The organism is Dyadobacter psychrophilus, from assembly GCF_900167945.1.
Lineage (GTDB): Bacteria > Bacteroidota > Bacteroidia > Cytophagales > Spirosomataceae > Dyadobacter > Dyadobacter psychrophilus.
Genome location: NZ_FUZA01000008.1, coordinates 127,781 through 151,469, shown reverse-complemented (window position 1 = coordinate 151,469; position 23,689 = coordinate 127,781). Strand labels below are relative to the sequence as shown.

18 protein-coding genes and 1 riboswitch are annotated in these 23,689 nt (G+C 44.8%); of the genes, 9 read left to right on the top strand and 9 right to left on the bottom strand.

The genetic code is table 11. The features are described 5' to 3' along the window. Positions 1–43: 43 nt before the first annotated feature. From B5X68_RS24035 to B5X68_RS24020, 4 genes are all read right to left on the bottom strand, one after another. The gene (locus tag B5X68_RS24035) at positions 44–3,217 is read right to left on the bottom strand and encodes a T9SS type A sorting domain-containing protein (protein WP_082217314.1); all 3,174 of its coding nucleotides are present in this window, start codon (positions 3,215–3,217) and stop codon (positions 44–46) included. A gap of 76 nt (positions 3,218–3,293) precedes the next feature. After that, the gene (obgE, locus tag B5X68_RS24030) at positions 3,294–4,301 is read right to left on the bottom strand and encodes a GTPase ObgE (protein ID WP_082217313.1); all 1,008 of its coding nucleotides are present in this window, start codon (positions 4,299–4,301) and stop codon (positions 3,294–3,296) included. A gap of 20 nt (positions 4,302–4,321) precedes the next feature. Further along, a complete protein-coding gene (locus B5X68_RS24025; RefSeq protein ID WP_082217312.1) occupies positions 4,322–4,903 on the bottom strand; it encodes an adenylate kinase in 582 nt (193 codons plus the stop codon). Between the two features lie 156 nt (positions 4,904–5,059). Continuing rightward, positions 5,060–5,863, bottom strand: coding sequence for a T9SS type A sorting domain-containing protein (locus tag B5X68_RS24020; RefSeq protein ID WP_082217311.1), 804 nt, complete (start codon positions 5,861–5,863; stop codon positions 5,060–5,062). A gap of 207 nt (positions 5,864–6,070) precedes the next feature. On the opposite strand from B5X68_RS24020, the gene B5X68_RS24015 reads away from it, so the two are divergent. From B5X68_RS24015 to B5X68_RS24000, 4 genes are all read left to right on the top strand, one after another. Then, the gene (locus B5X68_RS24015) at positions 6,071–7,858 is read left to right on the top strand and encodes a sensor histidine kinase (RefSeq protein WP_229208546.1); all 1,788 of its coding nucleotides are present in this window, start codon (positions 6,071–6,073) and stop codon (positions 7,856–7,858) included. Between the two features lie 77 nt (positions 7,859–7,935). After that, positions 7,936–10,578: a valine--tRNA ligase gene (locus tag B5X68_RS24010; RefSeq protein ID WP_082217309.1), complete on the top strand. Its 2,643-nt coding sequence runs from the start codon at positions 7,936–7,938 to the stop codon at positions 10,576–10,578. 24 nt (positions 10,579–10,602) lie between these two features. Further along, positions 10,603–11,940, top strand: coding sequence for a DEAD/DEAH box helicase (locus B5X68_RS24005; protein WP_082217308.1), 1,338 nt, complete (start codon positions 10,603–10,605; stop codon positions 11,938–11,940). Between the two features lie 69 nt (positions 11,941–12,009). After that, positions 12,010–12,750: a tetratricopeptide repeat protein gene (locus tag B5X68_RS24000; RefSeq protein WP_082217307.1), complete on the top strand. Its 741-nt coding sequence runs from the start codon at positions 12,010–12,012 to the stop codon at positions 12,748–12,750. Positions 12,751–12,820: 70 nt separating this feature from the next. Here B5X68_RS24000 and B5X68_RS23995 read toward each other — a convergent pair whose 3' ends face one another. Then, entirely contained in the window at positions 12,821–13,903 is a 1,083-nt protein-coding gene (locus B5X68_RS23995; RefSeq protein WP_141110399.1) for a DUF5074 domain-containing protein, read from the bottom strand. Positions 13,904–13,953: 50 nt separating this feature from the next. Then, positions 13,954–15,846, bottom strand: coding sequence for a TonB-dependent receptor plug domain-containing protein (locus B5X68_RS23990; RefSeq protein WP_082217305.1), 1,893 nt, complete (start codon positions 15,844–15,846; stop codon positions 13,954–13,956). A gap of 77 nt (positions 15,847–15,923) precedes the next feature. Beyond that, positions 15,924–16,122, bottom strand: a riboswitch (cobalamin riboswitch). A 29-nt stretch (positions 16,123–16,151) separates the two neighbouring features. Between B5X68_RS23990 and B5X68_RS23985 the strand changes: the two genes are divergently transcribed. After that, the gene (locus B5X68_RS23985) at positions 16,152–17,123 is read left to right on the top strand and encodes a DMT family transporter (protein WP_229208545.1); all 972 of its coding nucleotides are present in this window, start codon (positions 16,152–16,154) and stop codon (positions 17,121–17,123) included. Between the two features lie 65 nt (positions 17,124–17,188). Beyond that, a complete protein-coding gene (locus B5X68_RS23980; RefSeq protein WP_082217422.1) occupies positions 17,189–17,746 on the top strand; it encodes a thioredoxin family protein in 558 nt (185 codons plus the stop codon). Positions 17,747–17,763: 17 nt separating this feature from the next. On the opposite strand, the gene prfA is transcribed toward B5X68_RS23980, so the two are convergent. After that, on the bottom strand, positions 17,764–18,837 hold the full coding sequence (prfA, locus tag B5X68_RS23975) for a peptide chain release factor 1 (RefSeq protein WP_082217304.1): 1,074 nt from the start codon (positions 18,835–18,837) through the stop codon (positions 17,764–17,766). Between the two features lie 140 nt (positions 18,838–18,977). On the opposite strand from prfA, the gene B5X68_RS23970 reads away from it, so the two are divergent. Further along, complete coding sequence (locus B5X68_RS23970) at positions 18,978–19,559, top strand: hypothetical protein (protein WP_082217303.1); 582 nt, start codon at positions 18,978–18,980, stop codon at positions 19,557–19,559. A 67-nt stretch (positions 19,560–19,626) separates the two neighbouring features. After that, the gene (locus B5X68_RS23965) at positions 19,627–20,235 is read left to right on the top strand and encodes a hypothetical protein (protein ID WP_082217302.1); all 609 of its coding nucleotides are present in this window, start codon (positions 19,627–19,629) and stop codon (positions 20,233–20,235) included. On the opposite strand, the gene B5X68_RS23960 is transcribed toward B5X68_RS23965, so the two are convergent. Continuing rightward, complete coding sequence (locus tag B5X68_RS23960) at positions 20,230–21,750, bottom strand: GH3 family acyl-acid amido synthetase (protein WP_082217301.1); 1,521 nt, start codon at positions 21,748–21,750, stop codon at positions 20,230–20,232. The two genes, B5X68_RS23965 and B5X68_RS23960, sit on opposite strands and share 6 nt — an antisense overlap. A gap of 56 nt (positions 21,751–21,806) precedes the next feature. Here B5X68_RS23960 and B5X68_RS23955 point away from each other — a divergent pair, with 56 nt between their 5' ends. Continuing rightward, positions 21,807–22,787: an SAM hydrolase/SAM-dependent halogenase family protein gene (locus B5X68_RS23955; RefSeq protein ID WP_229208544.1), complete on the top strand. Its 981-nt coding sequence runs from the start codon at positions 21,807–21,809 to the stop codon at positions 22,785–22,787. Positions 22,788–22,806: 19 nt separating this feature from the next. On the opposite strand, the gene B5X68_RS23950 is transcribed toward B5X68_RS23955, so the two are convergent. Continuing rightward, the gene (locus B5X68_RS23950; RefSeq protein WP_082217300.1) at positions 22,807–23,682 is read right to left on the bottom strand and encodes an aldo/keto reductase; all 876 of its coding nucleotides are present in this window, start codon (positions 23,680–23,682) and stop codon (positions 22,807–22,809) included. Between the last annotated feature and the right edge of the window lie 7 nt (positions 23,683–23,689).

Below are 23,689 nucleotides of genomic sequence, written 5' to 3'. Positions count from 1 at the left end.
CACTATTCCGTTTTTTTGATTACAACGTAGATGATACAACGTTTTACTGAACGATTATCAGCTTTTGCGATGCAGTAAACGCAACTGAAACGACCCGTACAATGTAAACTCCGCTTGGTAGGCCCTGGATATTAAAGAATTGCTGGCTGTCAAATTTCTGTACCTGGAATGTTCTGTGAATGCGCCCGCGGCTGTCAATGATCTGAACTTCCGCATTATTCAGGTTTTGCAATGTTTCAACAGTGATCTTTCCATCCGCAACCGGATTTGGATAAGTAACAAAACCTGGATTCTTGGTGTCTGCCGTAAAACTGTAAGGATCGGAGAAGTCGGAGAAACAGGTTAATGTCGGGCTGTAAACCACGGTGTTGTTGACAACATAACTTCCGGACCGGATCGCTTTCAATGTTGCAGTATTTTCTGTGAGTTCCTGCCCATTCAGCTTCCATACATGATCTCCGTCGTTCAGATTATTTTCTGCCAATAGTGTAAATACGCCCACTTGCCTGATCGTAGGTTTGGTTGGAGTAGGCTTTACGTCGACCTTTATTGCTCTTGAGAATGGGGAAAAACAGCCTTGATCATCACGTACCCGCGCTGCGTAACTGCCAGACGTATCTGCCTGAATGCTTTCACCTTCTTCCAGTGTATTCCAAAAGAATGTATTACCCAAAGTTGCTTTCAGGACAACAAAGTCGCCCGCGCAGAAAGTAGTATCGCCGAGTGCTTCAATGGTTGGAGAAGGCGGTAAGGCAAGTGTCTGCGTAGTAATTTGATTGCTGGGATCAGAATAGCATTGGAATTGATTGATCGTTTGCACTGAAAAAGTACCCTGTGTGGTAACTCTCAAAGATTGTGTTGACGCTCCATTGCTCCATAAAAAACCGGTTGCAGGTGTGGATTGCAGCGTAACGCTCAGGTCCGCACAGAAAACCACCGGGCCATTTGCGCGGATCGTTGGGGTTTCGGGAAGCACATTGGCCACGACTTTCACAACCGGCGAAACCGGCGAAACGCAACCGTTTTGATCTTTTGCGGCAATTGTAAAGTCACCCGAATTCCTGACTTCTATTTCTCTTCCCGTTTCACCATTACTCCACACGTAAGAAAAGGCTTCGCTGCTTCTCAATGTTGTGTAGTCACGAAGACAAAATGTAGTCGGACGAAGTGCTGTGATGGCTGGCGTTGCCGGGAGTGTATTTACTTTAACAGCAATTTCATCAGATGTGGACTCGCAGCCATTTGCATCACGCTGTTTCAGCGAGAAAGTTCCAGTTGCTGCAATGGTGATGGCCTTTGTAGTGGCAGCGGTGCTCCAAATATTTCCGCTGTCATAATTAGAGGTCATTGTAATGCTCTCTCCTTCGCAAAAAGTGGTGTTGCCGCTTAATGCTACCACAGGCTTTTGCGGCAATGCATTAACCTTCACATTAACAGGATCAGAATCGGGTGAGTAGCAGCCCACGTCATCCAATGCTCTAACCCGATATTCGCCGGAAGACTTTACGACAATTGTTGCCGTATTGCCACCGTTGGACCAGGCATTTTTTAATTTAGAGTCGGAAGTAAGACTTACTTCTCCGCCATCACAAAATTCCAGGACACCGGACGCTGCAATCTTTGGTTTCGGCGGTAACGGAGCCGTAGAAACGGTCATCGCAATTTTATCCGACGTCGATTCGCATCCGTAAACGTTTCTGGTGGTTACTGAATATTCACCACCTGTTGTAATGCCTATGCGGTCGCTGGTTGAGCCATTGCTCCAGCGCACATTTTCAGAAGTGCTGGAAATTAATGTTGCTGTATTTCCAAGACAAACCGGGTTGCTTCCTTCCAGTTGTATGGTGGGTTTATTGGGTTGAATGTTCTCGTTGATCCTGATATCGGGAGAGAATATATAATGCCCTTTTCCGTCACGGGCGCTCACTTGATAAGTTCCGTTTCCAACTTGCGTTGTATTGGAGTTGGAGCCGTTACTCCAGTTGAATTGCGAGTAGCCAACATTGTCGGCAGTCAGGTTGAGGTTGCCATTTCCCGCGCAGGATGCAGTTACCTTCAACGGCCTTACACCCTGATATGGATTTGAGTTTGAAAAGAAATTGTCATTCAGCTGCTGTGCCCAGGCCTCGGCCAGTTGTCTTAATCCATCGTCTTTAAAGTGTACACCCTCGGCATCTATACGCGGGATTTGGATTAAATCCGTGTTCGGTCCCTGGAATACATTTGAAACATTGTTAATGACCCGTTGCTGACCGTCAGTCACGCGGGAATCTGTTCCGTGCAGGTTGTCATATGAAGTAAGCGAAACAACCCAGGAAACATCCTGGCCTGCATCATTTCTGCTGGCTTCAATTACTGTTTTAAGATCATTGAAATACCAGTCTGTATCCGTATCCTTGAAATTGTCCGCCTCTCCTTGCAGCCAAAGAATGCCTCTTAATCCGGTTATAGGCGTATAGCGTTGAATAACATTTCGCATATTGCCATAAGGCATTCCGTGCGGTTCAAAGTTGATCGGGGCATACACAGATTTTCCAATGCCATTAATACTTTCTTTCCACGCCCTCACTGCTGATCCCGTCCAGGCCACATTGAAAAACAGCACTGGCACGCCAAGGCGGCTAACCAGCTGGTCTCCAAGCCTTCCCCAGCACCACGCAGAAGGTCCGCGGGGAGAAATATCCGTTTCAGAATCAAGGTGAACAAATCTGGGGTTCCGGGGAAGATCCTGTACCGACGATCCCGTATAATAATGATCAATGCTGCTGACGCGATCGTCTTGTGCACCTTGTGAGCCCTGACCACTGAAGCCTTCTCCATTAGACTGGCCGGCGATCATGAACACTTCGCCTACGCCTACATGGTCTACGCGGTAAAAACCGACTTCCTGGTCGCCATTGAAGGCGCGTACTTCGAGCTTATACCAACCCCCCCGTACGTTGTCAAGGGAGCCTGAGTAAAATCCGCCCTGAGGATTACCGTCAATAATCTTCCAGTCACCAGCGGGTTCTCCCTGTCCGTTAATCCCGTCCAGCCGTGCCTCAATTCTGCTAATTACTTTTGTGTATGTGCCTGAAATGTGAATGGTAGCGCGATTTCCTTTATCACGCTGAAAGACAGCACGATCGGTTGGAAAATCAATACTGATTTGTGCAGAAGAGGAGAACGAAAGAAAGCTTAATCCTACCCAGAAAAAGAATGGTAGATAGTGTTTCATGAGTACTTAAAATTCATTAGAATTAACTCCTTGGACACACAAGTTGCATCAATTGGTTGCCTGTTTCAAGAAAATATTATTTTACGGACAACGGCGAATTAATTAGATTCCATACCTGATCTTTCAATTGTTCAATTCCTTCTTGAGTAATTGCAGAAATCAAAATACTTGGTATGGATGCCGGGATCTGTTTGATTAGGTCGGCGCGTTCTTCCTCTGAAAGAACATCAATCTTTGAGATCGCTAGAATGCGATTCTTATCGAGTAGGGAGGGATTATAAATTCTTAGCTCTTGGAGCAATGTTTCGTATTCTGCATTAATGTCTTCACTGTCAGCTGGAACCATAAACAGCAAGATAGAATTTCTTTCTATATGACGTAAAAAACGCAGACCAAGGCCTTTTCCTTGTGATGCGCCCTCAATAATTCCGGGAATGTCGGCCATAACGAAGGATTTGTAGTCCCTGTAAGAAACCACGCCCAGGTTAGGCACCAATGTTGTGAAGGGGTAATCAGCAATTTCCGGGCGTGCTGCAGAGACCACAGAAAGTAATGTTGACTTGCCTGCATTAGGAAAACCAACAAGCCCAACGTCTGCCAAAACTTTCAATTCGAGGATTACCCAGGCTTCCAGGCCAGCTTCGCCCGTTTGAGCATGTTGCGGAGTCTGGTTGGTTGCGGATTTGAAATGGTCATTCCCCATTCCGCCACGGCCGCCTTTCAGCAGGATTACCTCCTGGCCGTCTTCTGTAATTTCGAAAAGTTGTTCACCTGTTTCTGCGTTCTTGGCAATGGTCCCAAGTGGCACTTCTACGATAATGTCTTTACCAATAGAGCCTGAACGCCTTCCGCCCTCGCCACCTTTTCCATCAAACGCTTTGAGGTGCTTCGTATATTTCAGGTGAAGCAATGTCCAAAGCTGGCTGTTCCCTTTTAATATCACATGGCCGCCACGTCCGCCATCTCCACCGTCCGGTCCGCCTTTTTCAACGTGCTTTTCGCGTCTGAAATGCAGTGAACCTGCACCGCCGGAACCGGAGCGCACATTTATTTTGACGTAATCAATAAAGTTGGAGGAAGCCATGTGTATAGTGAATGGGTAAATTATTTTACGGTAACCTTGGAAATTGCCTTGTTAATCTCTTCAAAAATGAAATCTATCTCACCAATTCCGTCGATAGCAACAAATTTGCCTTGTTCCTGGTAATAGTCTGCAACCGGTTTGGTTTTGCTATTGTATTCCTGGATACGCTTGCTGATCAGCTCTTCATTCTGATCATCCGGACGTCCGGAAGTCTTTCCACGGTTAAGCAAACGAGCAAGCAGCTCATTATCGTCTACAACCAGTGCGATCATTACGGAAATACTTTCGTTATAGCTGGCCAAAAGCTGGTCAAGCGCCTCGGATTGCTTCACGGTACGCGGGAATCCGTCGAAGATAAATCCGGCAGCATTCCGATGCTCTTTCAACTTATTGTCAATCATGCCGATAACCACCTCATCGGGAACCAAAATCCCCTGATCCATCAATGTTTTCGCTTTGAGACCCAACTCTGATCCTGCCTGAATTTCGGAACGCAGCAGGTCACCTGTCGAAAGGTGTATCAGTTTGTATTTAGCAATAATATTTTCACTTTGAGTGCCTTTACCCGCACCCGGAGGGCCAAACAGTATAAGATTCAGCATAGTTGCAAAAAAAATTGATGTCGCGGTGGAATGGTGTTTTTCGGCAAATTTACAATTCTAAATAAATGCCAGCCTAATAGTTAGTAGTATTTTTACAATAAAAAATCCTCCTGATGGCTTAAAATCAGGAGGACATGGAATATTTTTTAGTATAAATCAGGGAATCACGACCCTTTTTACAGCTCCGTCTTCGTTCTGCACTACGCTCACAAACACGGTTCCTTTCGTATTTTTCTTTAATTCAATCTGACCTACAAACTCACCTTCAAAGCCCTTGATTTCCTTCTTTCCAACTTCCCTGCCTTTTGTATCAGTAACGGTCACAGTTACATCGCCTTTTTGCGGAACGCCGAACCTCAGGTTAAGGACACCATTATCAGGATTATTTGTATAAGCCGTCAATGAACGCACGCTTGCTGGTTTCATCACTTCCTTGTTCCATATTTCGCCCATTTCATTGCCAAAATGTTCCATGTCACGCATGAGCATTTTCGTCTTTGGCCTCCATTCATTTTCGAAAGTCTTCATATGCTTGCGAAGATTTTCAGTATTGAATTCAAAATCATTAGAAAAATCTCCTTTCCAATGATAAGCAAGCGGTTCGCGGTCATCGCGGTGGTCAATGATCATTTTGCGTCGTTTTTTTGCAACCATATCTTCATCGCCGTCATCAATGGTCACGGAAACCAGCTGATTGTTTTTCTTTTTATCAACACCCAATGAGTCCAGGACTTTATCCACAAACTTGTCACGCTCGTCATCCGTCATCGCTCCCACGCGATAACTGCGCTCCTTATTCTCAACTCTGCCATCCTTTTCCTCGGTAACCTTAATGCGAATGGTTGCCTTTTCCTCTTTTCCGGGTTTTTCCGGTTTATCCTTCTGCGCCTGAACAAGCGTTGCCGTCGCGCCGGTAAGCAACAATGACAGCATTAATTTGTTTAAAAAAGAAGTCCTCATATGCTTGATTAGGTTATGTATATGAATGGATTACAAAAATATCAGATCCTTTTTTCAGCCGGTGTTAAATTTTGTTAAAAACAAGATTGGCCCGGGCGTATGCGTTAAATTTGTTATCAGCAAGAATGTCGGTGAATCCGGCGGCCGCGTTGCACCGGAGAATTTAAATTTATGACGAAGAGGAAAATTCAAATAATAGTTGGCCTGATGTGTGTTGCGCTTATCGGCCTCATCGGGTTTCAGTGGTATTGGATCCGTGAGGCGATTGCAATCCGTAATGAGCAATTCAATCAAAAGGTTTCGGAATCCGTGCAGCAGGTTGTGCATCGCCTCGAAAAGCAGGAAATGATGTACCTGCTCCAACGCAGGATTGAAACTGAACAGCAGAAAAGCAAGCTCAACCGAATTACCCAGCTGCGGAATATGCCGGTTAAGAGGACACCGGTGGCCAAAAGCAAACCTGCCCGCGAGCTTGCGCAGCGGACGCAACCCCGCATGGAAATAGCGATCGGACCCAATGGCGAGGAAATACATTATCAGATCATCACCGAAGCCGTTCCTACTGACGTGCTCAGCCCCAATTTCCGCGTGATGGTAGAGCATCAGCAGCAAATTATGGAGGAGTTTTTTCAGGCACAGCAATATGGGGCTGCGGGCATTGATGAATTCATGCGCAGAAGATTGGACGACGAAAGACGCCTGGGAAATGCTTTCAGGGGAATGCAGGAAAGTGATGGTAAATACCATACGGGAAGTGGAATGCATCCGGATTCAGCTTCGCGGAGAATAGCAAACCGCCAGGTTGCTATCCCGGAGGCCAGGAAAAATGGTAAAAACAGTAAAGCGCTCATTAGCGACGCAGAACCCGATCGGGCATCATTGCTCAAAGAGGTTATGAAGGATTTTATTTACACTAAAAGGCCTATTGAACAACGTGTTAACCGTTTTTTACTGGATACATTATTGAAAAAAGAGTTTGTAGAAAGCGGCATTTCGCTTCCTTATGAATTTGCAGTAAGAGGCCGGTCGGATAACAGCCTGATCTTTTCTACGGCGAGCCTGAGGCCACGGGAGTGGGAGGAGAAGTCTTACAAAGCATCGCTTTTCCCCAGCGAGACCATTAATGCACCTAATTCTTTATATGTATATTTCCCCGACCAACAAAAATACATTTTGAGTAACATGGGTGTCATGTTTGGTGGCTCCGGAATTTTGATTGTAGTGATAATGGCTTGCTTTTACATGGCAGTAACCACGATTTTGCGTCAGAAAAAACTCTCGGACATTAAGAATGATTTTATTAACAACATGACCCACGAGTTCAAAACGCCGATTTCAACCATTGCATTAGCAGCGGAAATGGCGCAGGAAAACTCTGCGGCGATCCCGCAAGCCGGAAATGGTTCGAGGCTGGACCGTTATCTTGGGATTATCCGGGAGGAAAACAAACGGCTGGGAACGCATGTGGAAAAAGTCCTGCAAATGGCGCTTTTGGATAAAGGACATGTGAAATTAAAGATCAGCGAAGCGGATGTGCATGACCTGATCGGCAAGGCTTTGAATGGTCAGAGCGTTCAGATCGAGCAGCGGGATGGGGATGTGGACCTGGATTTCGAGGCGACGCATGAAGTGGTTTCGGGAGATGAAATCCACATTTCAAATGTCCTTAATAACCTCATTGACAACGCAATTAAATACTCTCCCGAAAAACTGCACATTAGAATAAGGACCTGGAACGAGAACAATGGTATCAGCATTGCGATTTCTGATAGCGGAATAGGCATGAACCGCGAGCAGCAACACCGCATTTTTGACACTTTCTATCGCATTCCAACGGGCAATGTGCATGACGTGAAAGGTTTTGGATTGGGATTGAGCTATGTTAAAAAGATGGTTGAGGCGCATGATGGAACCGTTCAGGTGGAAAGTAGGCCGGGTGAAGGCAGTACATTTACAGTCTGGCTGCCCATTAGCAAAGAGGAACAATTAGTTTAGAAATTTCATCTGCAACGCCTAACTTGCCATCTTTTTAGATGACCAGCCGCGATTTGCGGTAAATTTCTGACTGTACAATGATTTCGAAAACATATGCCCCCCAGGAAATAGAGGATAAATGGTATTCCTACTGGATTGACAATAAGTTTTTCAGCTCAAAACCAAATCCCGATAAGGAACCTTATTCCATTGTAATTCCTCCTCCCAACGTCACGGGCGTGCTGCATATGGGGCATATGCTCAATAATACAATTCAGGATATCCTCATCCGGAAGGCCCGCATGGAAGGCAAGGAAGCTTGCTGGGTGCCTGGAACCGATCATGCTTCCATTGCCACTGAGGCAAAAGTTGTTGCCATGCTTAAAGAGCGCGGGATCAGCAAACGCGACCTTACCCGCGAAGAATTTCTCGAATACTGCTGGGAATGGACGCACAAATACGGCGGCATTATCCTCAAACAATTACGCAAATTGGGCGCTTCCTGCGACTGGGACCGCACACGCTTCACGATGGAACCCGATTTGTACGATTCGGTGATCGACGTTTTCATTGACCTGTATAATAAAGGGGACATTTACCGCGGGCACCGCATGGTAAACTGGGACCCGCAGGCGCGAACAACGGTTTCGGACGAAGAAGTGATCATGAAAGAAGTGAACCAGAAATTGGTTTACCTTAAATATCTTTTGGTTGACGAAATTGGCGAGGCACTTACAGATGAAGCGATTATTATTGCTACCACGCGTCCTGAGACGATCATGGCCGATGTGGCGATCTGTGTAAACCCACATGACGAGCGTTACAAGCATCTAGTCGGCAAGCAAGTTTCTATTCCCCTGATCAACCGCGCGATCCCGATCATTGCGGACGAATATGTGGAAATGGAGTTCGGAACGGGCTGTCTGAAAGTAACGCCAGCACATGATACGAACGATTATGTGCTGGGTAAAAGACACGATCTGCCCGTCATTGATCTGCTGAATGAAGACGGCACATTGAATGAAAAGGCGCAAATTTTGGTGGGTGAAGACCGCTTTGTCGCACGTAAAAAGATCATTAAGCTGCTGGAAGAATCAGGAAATCTGGTTAAAACAGAGGAATATAAATCCAACGTCGGCCATTCCGAGCGGACGAACTCGGTGATCGAGCCCAGGCTTTCTGAGCAGTGGTTTTTGAAAATGGATAAAATCAGCAAACCTGCATTCGAGAATGTGATGAATGATACGGTACAGCTGATTCCTGCCAAATTTAAAAATACATATCGGCATTGGATGGAGAATGTCCATGACTGGAACATTAGCCGCCAGCTTTGGTGGGGCCACCGGATTCCGGCTTATTATTTGAAAGACGGCACCACGATCATTGCCAAATCTAAAAGAGAAGCTTTGCGCAAAGCGCAGATGGATTACCAGCTTTTTGCATTGACCGAAGAGGACATTGAGCAGGACCCGGACGTTTTGGACACCTGGTTTTCGGCCTGGTTGTGGCCTATTACTGTTTTCAATGGGATTAAGGAGCCGGATAATGCGGACATTAACTATTATTATCCTACCAATGACCTGGTTACGGCACCGGAGATCCTTTTCTTCTGGGTTGCGCGGATGATCATTGCGGGTTATGAATACAAAGGGCAATATCCTTTCAAGAATGTATATCTCACGGGAATTGTACGGGATAAACAAGGACGGAAAATGTCCAAATCGCTTGGAAACTCGCCTGACCCGATTGATCTGATCGAGCAATATGGTGCGGATAGCATTCGTACTGGCATGCTTTTCAGTTCGCAGGCAGGTAATGATCTTCCTTATGATGACAAGCTGGTTGAACAGGGGAGGAATTTTGGAAATAAAATATGGAATGCTTTCCGATTGGTGAAAGGTTTCCAGGTTTCAGAAGATTTGCAATCCCCCGCAGGTTCACAACTTGCCATCCAATGGTTTGAAAGCAAACTGAACCAAACGATTCTGGAAGTGCAAGATCATTTCTCCAAATTCCGCATTTCCGACGCGCTTAATTCGGTTTACAAACTGATATGGGACGATTTCTGTGCGCAATATCTGGAAATGATCAAGCCTGGCTTCGAGCAACCAATCGACAAGCAGACTTACGATGCAACATTAGAATTCTTTGATCGGTTAATGCGTCTTTTGCATCCGTTTATGCCATTTATTTCAGAAGAAATTTGGCAAAATATTATGGAAAGGAAAGATAAGGACTCCATCTGCATTGCACCATTTCCGCAAGCCGCAAACATTGATCAGTCGCTGTTGAATGATTTTGAGATCCTTTTTGAAGTTATTTCTTCCATCAGGAATTTGAGGAATGCGAAGAATATCAGCCCTAAAATTGCACTTCCACTTTCAATCCGCACGGATAACCAAGGGCGTTATGCAGCGTTGGAGCCGTTAATTTTGAAATTGGCTAATGTTGAAAGCATTGGTTATGTAACAGGCGAGGGCGAAGGAACTGCATTCAGAGTGAAATCGGATGAGTTTTTTGTGAATCTGGCTGATGAGCTGGATGTGGAAACGGAACGTGAAAATCTGCAAAGGGAATTGGAATACACGCAAGGCTTTCTGGATTCGGTGATCAAAAAATTGTCCAATGAACGCTTTGTACAAAATGCAAAAGGCGACATTGTTGAGAAAGAGCGTCAGAAGCAGGCGGATGCCGAAGCCAAGCTCGAAACCCTGAAAGAAGCGCTTGTAAGGTTGGGTTAGTGTGAGTTTTCGTACCTTTGCGCGATGCAGACTACGCAAAACAATTTTGAGCAATTCAAGCTTAACCGTCAACTACTCAATGCCATTGAAGAAGCGGGATATACCGAGCCAACTCCTATCCAGGAACAGGCGATCCCGCTCGCTTTATCCGGACAGGACATTCTGGGCATAGCCCAAACAGGCACAGGCAAAACCGCCGCTTATACATTACCTTTACTAATGCGCATCAAATATGCCCAGGGCGAGCACGCCCGGGCATTAATTATGGCCCCTACCCGGGAACTGGCCATGCAAATTGCAGAAGCGATCGCGCAATTGAGCAAATACACCGACATCCGGACCGTTGTGCTTTTCGGTGGAGTTGGATCTAAATCACAGATCGAGGCGATCCGGAAAGGCGTTGACATTATCGTCGCCACGCCGGGCAGGTTCATGGACCTTTATTTTCAGGAAGAGGTTATTGTGAAGCATTTGAATGTAATGATCCTGGACGAAGCCGACAAAATGATGGATATGGGCTTCATGCCGCAGATCCGAAAATTGCTTGAAATCATCCCCAGAAAGCGGCAGAATATGCTTTTCTCGGCTACATTTTCGGACAAAGTAGAAAGACTTTCCTTTGAATTTCTGGAATTCCCAACCCGGATTGAAGTAACACCGCAAGCCACAACGGCAGAAATGGTAACGCAGTCATTATATGAATTGCCCAATTTCCGCACGAAAATTAATCTTTTGACTCATTTACTGAAAGACAGAGAGGCATTCAACCGCGTCCTTGTTTTTACCAGAAGCCGGGAAGTTGCGGGATTGGTTCATCAAAATCTGCTGGATAGGGTGGTGCGTGAAGATGAATTGAAAGTAATACATGCGAATAAAGGTCAAAATACGAGAACCAATGCAATGGAGGCATTTAAAGAGGGTTCAGTTAGGGTGATGGTGGCGACGGATGTGGTAGCGAGGGGCATTGACATCACGGAGGTAAGCCACGTGATCAACTTTGATGTGCCGCTGATCTACGAAGATTACGTGCACCGGATCGGGAGAACGGGGCGGGCTAACCGCATCGGGCAAGCCATTACTTTCATGACGATGGCTGATGAATACCACATTCAGAAAATTGAAAAAATGATCCGCATGGAGATCCCGCGAAAGGAATTACCTGAGGATCTGGAAATTGCTGCAACGCCGGTTACGGAACGGCAGGATATGCTTCGGGAGATCGATAATCAGAAAAGAAAAGAAGATCCCACTTTTCTGGGGGCCTTCCACGAAAAGAAAAAAGTATATCGCCCATCCTCAAAATCGTCGACAAAAGGTGGGCAAAACCGCCGTAGCTCGGCGGGACGAAGTAAACGGAGATAATGCAATACAATTCGAATAAATCCGTTTAACTTGGACAATAGAAAACCTGTTTCTCTATTAAAGTTACTTATGAAAGAGTCTGTTGTTATTTGGCTTGCTATTTTTATTCCAGTATTTGGCTTTGCTCAGAACACCCATCTTGCGAGCGCAGCGCCAAACACAGATACGAATCTTGCCCAAAAAAAACCCTTGGAGTTAAAAGAAAGACGTGTACTTCCGCTATTTGGAGAAGTGAGCAAAACTTCCGAGCAGATTGACGAAGAGATCCGTTTTTTGAGTGAATGCGATAAGTCATTTACAAGTCGTGCAGAGGCAAGCAGCTTTTTTACGGCACGTGCCTGGGAGTATTTGCAGGAAGGGTCATTGGATACAGCCTGCTACCGCTTCAATCTCGCACATTTATTGAATGATAAGAATGTTGAAACCTATTGGGGGCTTGGGGTAATTTCCTATCAGCGCGAGAACTGGGTCGACGCAAAAAGGATGCTGAGCCGCGGAATTGGTTTACAAGGCGAAAATGTGCCGTTGCTCGTGGACTTGTCAACAGTGGATTTGAAATTATATGCAATAACCAGCCGGAAAGAGGAGCTGGACGAGGCAGCTGCATTGCTTAACAGAGCCACAGCAATTGATTCGAGTTACGCATTAGGCCAATATAACCTGGCATTGTTACATTATAATCTCAATGATCTCGATAAGTCATGGGAGCATTTGCATAAAGGAAGGGCACTCGATTTTAATCAAATGAACCTGGATTTCGTTGAGCTTTTGAAAGCTAAAAAGCCGGATCCGCAGGGTTTCTTCAAGTAGAATTTGATTTTGATATACATAAAAAAAGTCTCCCGCGAAGGAGACTTTTTTCGTTTACTGGCAATTCATTTTACTTAAAAAAGAAGCCCGTTGGTGCAACATTCACTTTGATTGAATCTACAACCGACCCGTCGGCGCGGTAACGCACTGCGTAACCTGCCTGCGCGTATGAAGGCGTCACACCTGCGTAAAGAAGTCCCTGCGTTGGGTCCACCGCCAACCCTGTGAAAACTCTTTTGATTAATGGCGTGGTAACATTGACCTGCGCGTCGCTGACGCCGAATTTGTAAGTTGCACCGTGCTCGCCAGCGGCATCGAAATAGGTCAGGACAAAGAAAACTGTTCTGCGATCCGAGCTGAATGTGAATTTATCTGCCATTTTAGTTGCATCGCTGCCGATAGACAATGTAGCCTCCGCATTATAAGAATCAGGATTGATTTTTACGACCTTAATTCCGTCATTAACCCAAAGCTTTTCGTCAGCGTCAATGCCGATCGGATTGGGCGCGTTTTCAAATAAAAGCGTCTTGTCAATCGCATTCGTGCTTGTATTTATGATACTAAGTGTTTTGCCTCCGCCATAAGAAACGGTTCCTACAAACAACTTGCCATTGTTATAAACCAGGTTTTCAGGGCCGCCCGAGGCAATGTCAACACGCTTGGTTATTTTATTGGTAGTCAAATCAATGACAGCCACGTATCCAGTTGTGAATTTTTGATCTGCATTCGATCCCCAGCAAGAAACATAGGCTTTGTTATTAATGCCGAAAACCACTTCTCTTGGATTCTCAATGTCTGGCGCACCGATGCTGGCAATGGTTTTAAATGTATTGCTGTTGACAATCTCAACTTTATCCTGTCCGGCAGACATATTATCTACAAGAATAATCCCGGTTTCACCAGAAGCTGCATAACCCTGTGCTCCGCCTTTCAGTGCGGTGCCGTTCGCCGCCGAAAAAATATCCACCTGCGCGGTGGTTTGTTCTCTGGTAAAGAACGAGATCGCTCCGTTGTTTTGAGAGAAATTACCTTCATTAACAACAAATACACCCTGCACGTAATCGCCCTTTGGAGCCGGATCGCTTTGGTTACACGACCATGCAAAAAGGGATAGAGAAGTAAATGCTGCTAATCTGAATAACTGTTTTTTCATTTTTTGTTTTATTAGTTGTAAACATTTTGCCACCAACCGACTGCAAATGATCATTTAACGGTTTGCGGCGAATCATAAATTAAAATTAAACTCAACGCGAAGCTCCTTCCGGGCATCGCATTGTTCCTCACATTTAAATAGAACGTGTTTGCAAGGTTATTGATCTGTCCCTGCAAACGCATTTTTATTTTGTCCCAGGCAAATGTATGTTCCGCCAACAAATTTGTGAGCATATATCCTTCTAAAAACTGAGAGTTGTCAAAAGTGCTGAACCGCTTGCTTATCGCCTGCGCCTGGCCGGTAAGTCGCGTGGTTTTGTATTGGATAAATGCATTCAAATTTCCGGAATGAACAGGCACAAACACAAGTTGTTTGCCTATAATGTCAGAAGAATAGGCGTCATAAGCTTTTTCCTGCGAGCTTTTATTGAATGTATATCCAATGTTAGATCCTGATTTCCAGTGATTTACATTGTGATACCAGCCAGTTTGCACTTCAATGCCGCGGGCCAGCACTTGCTGTAAATTTTCTACGTGATAGCTTTTTCCCGGATTCCAGTAAGTCCAGTCCTTAATCCGATTGTGATATGCGGTTACAGAAGCAGAAAAAGTATGGTTCAAATTGGATACAATGTTTTGTTCAAGACCAATTTCCTTATTCCAACCTGTTTCCGGCCTGATTTCCGGATTTCCCATTTCTTTCCAAAAGCGCTCATTCAATGTGGGCACGCGGTAACTTCGCCCGATTGAGCCTCTGAGTTTCAAACTGTATCGTTCTTTTTGAGCCAAAAAATATTCTGCACCCAATGACGGCGTGAATGGCGGATCGAATTTCGTTACAAATGCCTGCCTCAAATTGACGGAGACAATCGTGCGATTCGTCGCTTGCCATCGAGTGAGCAAGAATAAGTCGCCTCTATTTTCTGTAACCGATGCTTCATCATAACCAGCCACCTGGGCCCGGTAATGCGCCCACTCGCCTCCCGCTTTGATTTGGAATGCATTAAATTGAAAATCGCGTTCAATGCGGTTCGAAAACTTGTCAGTTACAGCGTGATCCAGTTGACTATAATCGCCTTTTGCATAGTCAATGATGTCTCTCACCCACGAAGTCCGGAATGTAAAATCCTTAAAATTATAGCGCAGCATGGTGCGGTAAGCCTCTGTCGATGTCAGCTCGCGACCTGCTTTGTCTTCGGGCGTTAATGTGAGCCTGTTGCGGGTTAGCCACACATGCGCAGAGATTTGGTGATCATTTTTTGAATTGAAAAATAGATCCTGCACCAAACCACGCTGAAAAGAAGTTGATGGTAAAACTGTATATTGATTTCTCTCCGCGTAAGGAAAATCGTTGTTCATACGACCATCGTATACATTTGTCTTTCCTGAGAAGCTCCACTGATCATTAATCGCCGATGCGTAACGGGCTGTAAGCTGCGTCTGATGGTTATTAAAACTTTCCTGCTGCCGACCGATGGAAAATTGCAAAGGCTGGCTTGAAGGCGCACTTCCCAATAAAATGCTTCCACCAACGGCATCAGTTCCGACAATGCTCGCCGCAGAACCATATTGCACAGAAAGCTGGTCAAAACCGGCAACAGGAATGGTAGAAAAATCGGTTTGGCCCAGAATAGGCGAATTAATGTTTAGTCCGTTCCACAGCACAGCCGTATGATTAGCGGACGTCCCACGAAACGACGCAGTATTTAATTGCCCGGGCCCGTAATTTTTGAATGCGATGGGTGTGTAAAGCGAAAGCACATCGCTGATATTTTGGAAGCGAAAAAGATTTAATGTTGTCGAATCGACCTTTTGAATTTTGAGCCCGCTCATGAATCTTTCCGGAACAAAGCCTTTTATCAAAACAGGTTCGAGACGGACGCTATCGCGCTGTGCCATTAGCATTTCCGGACACAATAGCCATGTGGCAATGGTCAAAGCCATGAAAAACTTCCGGTCAATAATCACCTGGTGTCAAATATGAAGCATTATCAGCATTGCTTTTCCTCCGAAAACAAATTTTGATGGATCAACTTTTGGCAGGTCTCCTGGCTCGTCTCTTGATCCATGGCCTTCCCGTTCGCAGAACAGTGGCATTGGGATTGGATCATTATAAACAGACTCACAGTTGCGGGGACAGCTTCCGGATCAACGGAATTCCCTATTAAGCCTTATCGCCGCATTGAAGCAGCTTATGGCGCCAAAGGTGCAAAGTTAGGAAATTGGCGGGACTTCCAACTCTGTGCGATATGCTTTATCTTTGGTCAAAATCTTTATCATTGTTGGCTGCTCCTGCTCAAAATCTGACTGTAACTTCTTCGCAAAAAGGCATTTATCTTATGCTTGGTGCGGCATTTTTCTTTTCGCTTACGTCGGCAATTTCCAAGTGGCTGGGCCGTGATTTTCATATCGTGCAGCTTGTCTTTTTCAGAAACATTGTGGGCGTTGTATTTGTGATTACGAGCATTTGGCGCCGACCGATCCGGCAGGAAGGAGGCAAGCTCGGACTGCTTATTTTTCGTGGTGTTGTAGGCACATTATCGCTTTACATGCTTTTTTACGCCATTCAAACATTGGGATTGGGGCGCGCTTCCACTTATCAATACACTTACCCTATTTTCCTGGCATTGCTATCCTGGCTGTTAATCGGCGAAACGCTGAATCCGCGTGAATGGGCGGCAATTTTTGTTGGCTTTACGGGGATTATGTTTGTTTTCCGGCCAGATCTTTCCATCTCGCTGAGGGATAATGCTTTGGGACTGGGAAATGCTTTATTAACTGCTATTTCTTATTTATCAATCAGGCAGTTAGGAGTTGTTTATGACACACGGGCGATCATTCTTTCCTTTATGCTGAGCGGCATTGTTATGCCTATTATTTCTATGTTGGTAGGGACTTATTATCCGATGGAACATCTGGATTTCCTGATTGGAACATTCACCTGGCCCACTAACATTTCGCAATGGCTAGGGTTCCTGGCGTTGGGGCTGACCGCATTAATGGGCCAGAGAATGTTGACACAATCATTCACTTTTGAAAAAGCCGGGCGTGTTGCCGCCATTGGTTACTCCAATATCTTGTTCTCGGTTTTAATTGGTTTTCTGATGGGAGAAGCCATTCCATCAGTCTCGATGCTCACGGGCATGTTGCTGATTGTGGCGGGAGGGATTATGGTATCCTTGGCAAAAAGAAAGCCTGCGATTTCCAGTGATCTGGAATAAAGTGGAGCTTTCAGGACAATTATTTCACATTGAAATTTGTTTATCAATTGAAATTAAATGAAGTTATGAAAAGATCAGCTACATCTCTTTTTCTGTTTTTGGTTATGCTGACTGTGGCAACAGGCTTCAAATCTGATGGAAAACGGCCAGCAGAAGGCATTCATTGGTTAACAATTGAAGAAGCTTACGCTAAAATTCAGCAGGAACCGCGCAAAGTGCTGATCGATGTTTATACGGATTGGTGCGGCTGGTGTAAAGTGATGGACCGCGAAACATTTAAAAATAAAGCCGTAGTCGAATACGTCAACCGCAAATATTACGCAGTAAAGCTCGATGCAGAGCAGAAAAAGGCGATCACATTGGGCGACAAAAAATTTGAATTCCTTTCAGAAGGTGGTCGTGGTGTGCATCAGCTGGCATTGGCCCTGACGAACAATCAGCCCAGTTATCCAACCACAGTTTTCCTGGACGACAAATTCAACATGATCCAACCTTTGCCCGGCTATATGAAGGCCAAAGAGTTTCACCAGGTTATTACCTTCATCGGTGAGGATTACCACAAAAAAGAAGCCTTTGAAGATTACAAATCAAAGACTTACAAATCACTTTTTGCGGCTAAGTAAGAATTTTCGATCAATTTCTAAACCGTTTCACCCTCCTGCATACGCTCGGCATTTTCTGCGATGCGTAGTCTTTCGATGAATTCTGCAATGTCACCTTCCATTACTGCAGGAAGGTTATAAACTGTGTAACCAATGCGGTGATCGGTAATGCGGCTTTGTGGGTAGTTGTAAGTGCGGATTTTATCGGAGCGGTCGCCGCTTCCTACCATGGATTTCCGCTGCGAGCTGATGGCATCATTGTGCTCTTTCAGTTTGATCTCATAAAGTCTGGAACGCAAAACGCTCAATGCACGGTCCTTATTTTTCAGCTGTGAACGCTCATCCTGGCAACTAACAACCAGTCCGGAGGGAATGTGTGTCAAGCGAACCGCGGAGTAAGTTGTGTTAACCGACTGTCCACCAGCGCCTGAGGATTGAAAAGTATCCACGCGGACATCATTCATATTGATCTGAACGTCCACTTCCTCAGCCTCGGGCAATACGGCTACCGAGGCGGCCGATGTGTGAATGCGACCCTGAGATTCCGTTTGCGGAACGCGTTGAACACGGTGCACACCGGATTCAAATTTCATTTTACCGTAAACATCCTCGCCTTCAACTTTGCAGATAATCTCTTTATAACCACCGTTGGTGCCCTCGGTAAAATCCATAATTGAAGAACGCCAGCCCATTTTCTCAAAGAAACGCTGATACATTCTGAACAGATCACCAGCAAAAATCGCAGCTTCATCACCGCCGGTCCCGCCCCTGATTTCAAGGATAATGTTGCGGCTGTCATTCGGATCTTTTGGAATAAGCAGCTCTTTAATAACCTGTTCGAGCTGTTCAAGTTTCGGACTTAGATCGTCCAGCTCTTCTTTTGCCATCTCGCGAAGCTCCTCGTCCTTTTCTGTTGCAATAAGTTCTTTGGTGCCTGCAATGTCTTTTTGAAGTTTCAGATAAAGGGCATATTGCTCCACGATTCTTCCCAGATCCTTATATTCTTTGCTTATCTTGGAATAACGGGCTGAGTCGGAAACGATTTCCGGTTGTATGATTTGTTGCGAAACTTCTTCGAAACGTTCTTTTATGGCTTCTAATTTATCGATCATCTTTATTGAATATCTTTGGCACCACGCATTTGGGGCACAAAGATACGCATTTTAGATAAATGAAGTTTTCGACAGATAGCAGGTCTTATGTGAATTAGATACTTTGGAATACTGTTAGCAAATTATAATGTGCATTGATAATGAAAAAAATACTGGCTTTTGCAGCGCTGATAGTAGTTATGGCAGGTTGCGATACGGGAAACCGGGTTGAAAATACCAAAGCGCTTTCTAACGAAATTAACGCTTCCAAAATAAAGCGGGTTACCAACACACAACTCATTTATTCAGCAGACGCCTGGGGCAAGAAAATTGCCAAAATAGCCGAAAAGGCACTGAGTAATGAATTGGAAAAACATCCTGAGAAAGCGGGAGAACTATGCCAAAATCTGGCAGGAATTCCGGTTATAGGCGCATTGGAAAAGGAATATGGTGTAAAAGTGGAGTTGCTGGACCTGACTGATCTGAAAAACCCGGAACTGGCACCAAAAGAGCGTGAATTGCTGGATGCATATCTTTACAGCGCCAAAAGCAAGTCGGTTGCGAGCGACAATCTCCAGCAATTGAGCGACACATCGCTGGTCTACAATGCACCTATTCCAGCCGAAAGTTTAATCTGTAAATCATGTCTTCCCGAAGACGAAACACCTTTTGCCGTATGGCGTCTGCTTTTCAACAAAAAAGACATCATCAGAAAGTTAGACGCGAAGCAGTTGAAGGATTGATTTAAAACGGATAGGAACGGTTTTTTACAAAATAGGCGTACAGCATCACCCATTTTAATCACTCCGCATGCAAGCTCCTGTTAACAAGACCATCCCGAAAATTATTGAAAATGAGGTTTTAAAGGCTTTGTCTTTTTACCCCGAGTTGCAGGAAACGCCTATTGATTTTGTGTTTAAACGGAACATTAAGCGTTCTGTCATGCAGGCCCAGCCGAAGATTGGAACCATGTTTGGGGCAAAACGGGGCTATAATATCAACATTAGTGCATTATTCAGGCTAACAACCTCTGCCATTCCTATTCATCAGATCCCGCCTGACATTATGGTAGGCTGGATAGGGCACGAGTTGGGGCACGTTATGGATTATGAAAACAGGAATGTTGTGAGCATGATGCGGTTTGGCATTGGCTACTTGTTTTCTTCAAAATACATAAAACAAGCCGAGCGCGTAGCGGACACTTATGCGGTAAACCATGGATTAGGAAGTTATATTGTTAAAACAAAGCACTTTATCCTGAATCACGCCAGTTTATCCGAAAAGTATAAAAATAAAATAGCCCGGCTTTATCTTTCGCCGGACGAGATCATGGAACAGGTTCAAAAGCTGGAAGCAGCACAGCAAGATGCTGCCCGGCAGAACGCTGCACGCCAGGAAGCTGCCAAGTTGAAATCATGAGTTGTTTCTGACAAAAGCTTCGAACTCGAGAAATTCTTCCTCTTTCATTACTCTCGGAATTTTAACCTGTCCACCTAGTTTTTTGGTGTCTTCGCTCCACTTGTAAAACATTTCTTCGGGGATTAATTCTGTTTCAATTCCCTTTAAAGCGCGACCTCTGGCCACGTTATAGTTTTTATTATTTTCCCGAAGTGTTTTATCCAGCGATTCAGCAACCTTTTCATTATCAGGAAATTTGTCACAACTCAGAAACCATTTATGAATGTAATCTTCACCCCGGTGAACGGCCGCAACGATGAATTCTTTGATCACAACATCATATTCCTGTTCGATAACCCGCAATGCATCATTCATTTGGTTTACTGAAAGTTGCGAGCCAACAACATTCAGGAAATGCTTTGTGCGGCCCGTAATCTTGATCTCGGCTTTGGACTTGTCTGTTATTTGCACCGTATCTCCTATCATATAGCGCCATGCGCCAGAAACAGTTGATATCAGGAGCACGTATTCAACATTTTCCTCGGCATCAGCAAGCGATAAAACGTTTGCTCCGGGTTTTACCAAACCATTTTCGTCTACATGATCACCATCAAATGGCACAAACTCGTAAAAAATTCCATTGTCCGGAAACAGGGCCATAGAACTTGTATCGGGGCGTTTTTGAATGGCTATAAAACCTTCGGAGGCCAGATAAGTGTCAATGTAGATCAACGGACGAGCAAATAATTGTTCAAGACTTTTCCGGTAAGGCTCAAATGCGACGCCGCCTGTTGTATAAACCATCAGATTTGGCCAAATTTCATGAATGTTATTGAGCTTGTTATGACTTATGATCTCTTTAAGCATTAATTCCACCCAGGCCGGAATCCCCGAAATGCATCCAATATCCCAGTTTGGGGCTTCCTCGGCGATTTTTTTAACACGCTCGTCCCAATCAGCAATGTCCGCAATTTCTCTTCCGGGTTTATAAAATCCGCCAAACCAGGTTGGCAGGTTACTGGCACTGATCCCACTGATTTCACCTTCCTGATGATCGTCCTTTTGAATCAGAGAAGTGCTGCTTCCCAGCATCAGGATTTGTTTTGTAAAAAAATCACCTGGTAAATTAAATGCATTGATATTGGTAATTTCCGAAATGCCAGCCTTTCTGATTGCGTTGAGCATATCGTCGGTTACCGGAATGTATTTGCTGGCGCTTGTAGTTCCGCTACTGAGTGCAAAATACTGCTGTCCGCCAGGCCAGGTCACATTTTGATGACCTTCGAGTAGGTAGTGCCACCATTCTTCGTACATTTTGTCATAATCATGCGCCGGCACTTTTTGCTGAAATGCGGTAATGATATCGTCGCTTTGTAACAGCTCTGTAAAATTGTAAGCTTTGCCAAACGCGGTCAGCCTGGCGGTTTCAAGCAGGTTTCGTAAAACTTTTTCCTGTGCTTCAACGGGATCGGGATCGCTTATGATCATTCCCGTGAAATCAATAGCCTTCTTAATAAGTTCTCCGATTACCGCCATTCGTCTCTTGGTTTACTTGAAAAAATCACATTAATAAAATCAGGTTTTAAAAACCCATGCCACTTGATAAATTTGTCCTTTCACACCATATCTGTATGTCCATGAAAGCATTGAGCCAGCTTAAAACATCACGTTACTTATTTTTTGCGCAGATTGGAATGTTGCTGATCCTGGTATTGGGAATGCAGTTGACCGCCTATGCGCAGAATAATATCCTGGTTTTTCAATCTGATTTTGGGCTAAAAGATGGGGCAGTCTCGGCAATGAAAGGTGTTGCTTCCGGTGTATCGCCTGATTTAAGAATGTATGATCTCACCCATGAAATTCCTGCTTATAACATCTGGGAAGGCGCATACAGATTGGTGCAAACGGCTCCCTATTGGCCAATTGGGACTGTTTTTGTTTCAGTAGTGGATCCTGGTGTGGGCACTGAACGTAAATCCGTCGTTATGAAATCCAAGTCCGGACATTATTTTGTGACGCCTGACAATGGCACATTAACATTGGTTGCGGAACAGCTGGGCATTCAGGAATTGAGAGAAATAGATGAGGCTGTTAACCGGCGGAAGGATTCAAACGAATCATACACATTCCACGGGAGGGATGTATACGCATTTACCGCGGCACGTCTGGCCGCAAACGTGATTTCGTTTGAACAAGTTGGAAGAAAGCTCGAAAACAAAGTTGTGTCTATTCCTTACCAAAAGGCTGTTTTTGAAAATGGTCATGTAACAGGAGCGATCCCGATTCTAGACATTCAGTATGGGAATGTCTGGACTAACATTAATAAAGAAGTTTTTAATAAACTCAACATTAAGATAGGCGAGGACATCCAAGTGCAGGTTTTTAACCAGGATTCGAAAATTTACGAAGGGAAAGTCCGCTATGTGAATACGTTCGGGGAGGTGAAGGAGGGGGCTGACGTTGGTTATTTCAACAGTCTGCTTAATTTCTCCCTGGGCATTAATATGGGAAGTTTTTCTGAGAAATATAAAGTGCTGAGCGGAGGAGAATGGCGGATTGTTCTAACTAAATAAAACAACCCGCTTTTAATGGTTATTTGCCTACAACCTGATAGATTTCGTACCAGTCTTCGTGGCTTAATTTGATATCCGAAGCGCTTGCGCCATTCCTGATCCTTGTTTCAGAAAGTGAGCCTATGATTGGCAAAGTGCCCAATTTCATAAGCCACGCAACCGCAGTTTGCTCAATATTTGCATCGTATTTTTTACCGACTTCTTCCAGCTTAGCTCTTAAACGGACCGCTTTCTCTTCCGTTCCATTCAAAATTTTACCACCAGCCAGCGGCGCCCAAGCAAGCGGCTTGCTGAAACTCTGCTTAATGAAATCAATTCGACCATCCTCGATCGCGGTTGTATTCATCAAATTCAACTCAATATGATTGGTAACGATCGGGATTCGCAGGTAAGAAGCCAGCAATTGGTGTTGAAAAACCGTAAAATTGGCCACACCAATATGTTTTGTTTTTCCTGATTTTACAATTTCTGCAAGCGCTGTCGCGGTTTCTTCGGGATCAGACAAGAAATCGCTTTGGTGCAAAAGGAAAATATCCAGATAATCCGTTTTCAGCCGTTTTAAAGAGCCGTTAATGCTATTTACAATGTGGTCACGCGATGTATCGTAATAAGTCAGGTATTTATTGCTCGATGTTCTGATCCCGCATTTGCTGAACAAGACGATATCTTCCCTTTTAAAAGACTTGTTCTGAACCACTTTCCCAAAATGTTCTTCTATGGCCGTATCGCCGTAAACATCTGCATGATCAAAAGTGTTGATGCCCAGTTCCAGACAAAGATTAACAGTTTTCTCAATTTGAGACGTGGTTTGGGCACCTTCATCTGTCCATCTCCAGAAACCATAAATTGCTTCGGATACTTTTGGGCCAGAGTCGCTTAAACTAACTTTTTTCATTGGGTGG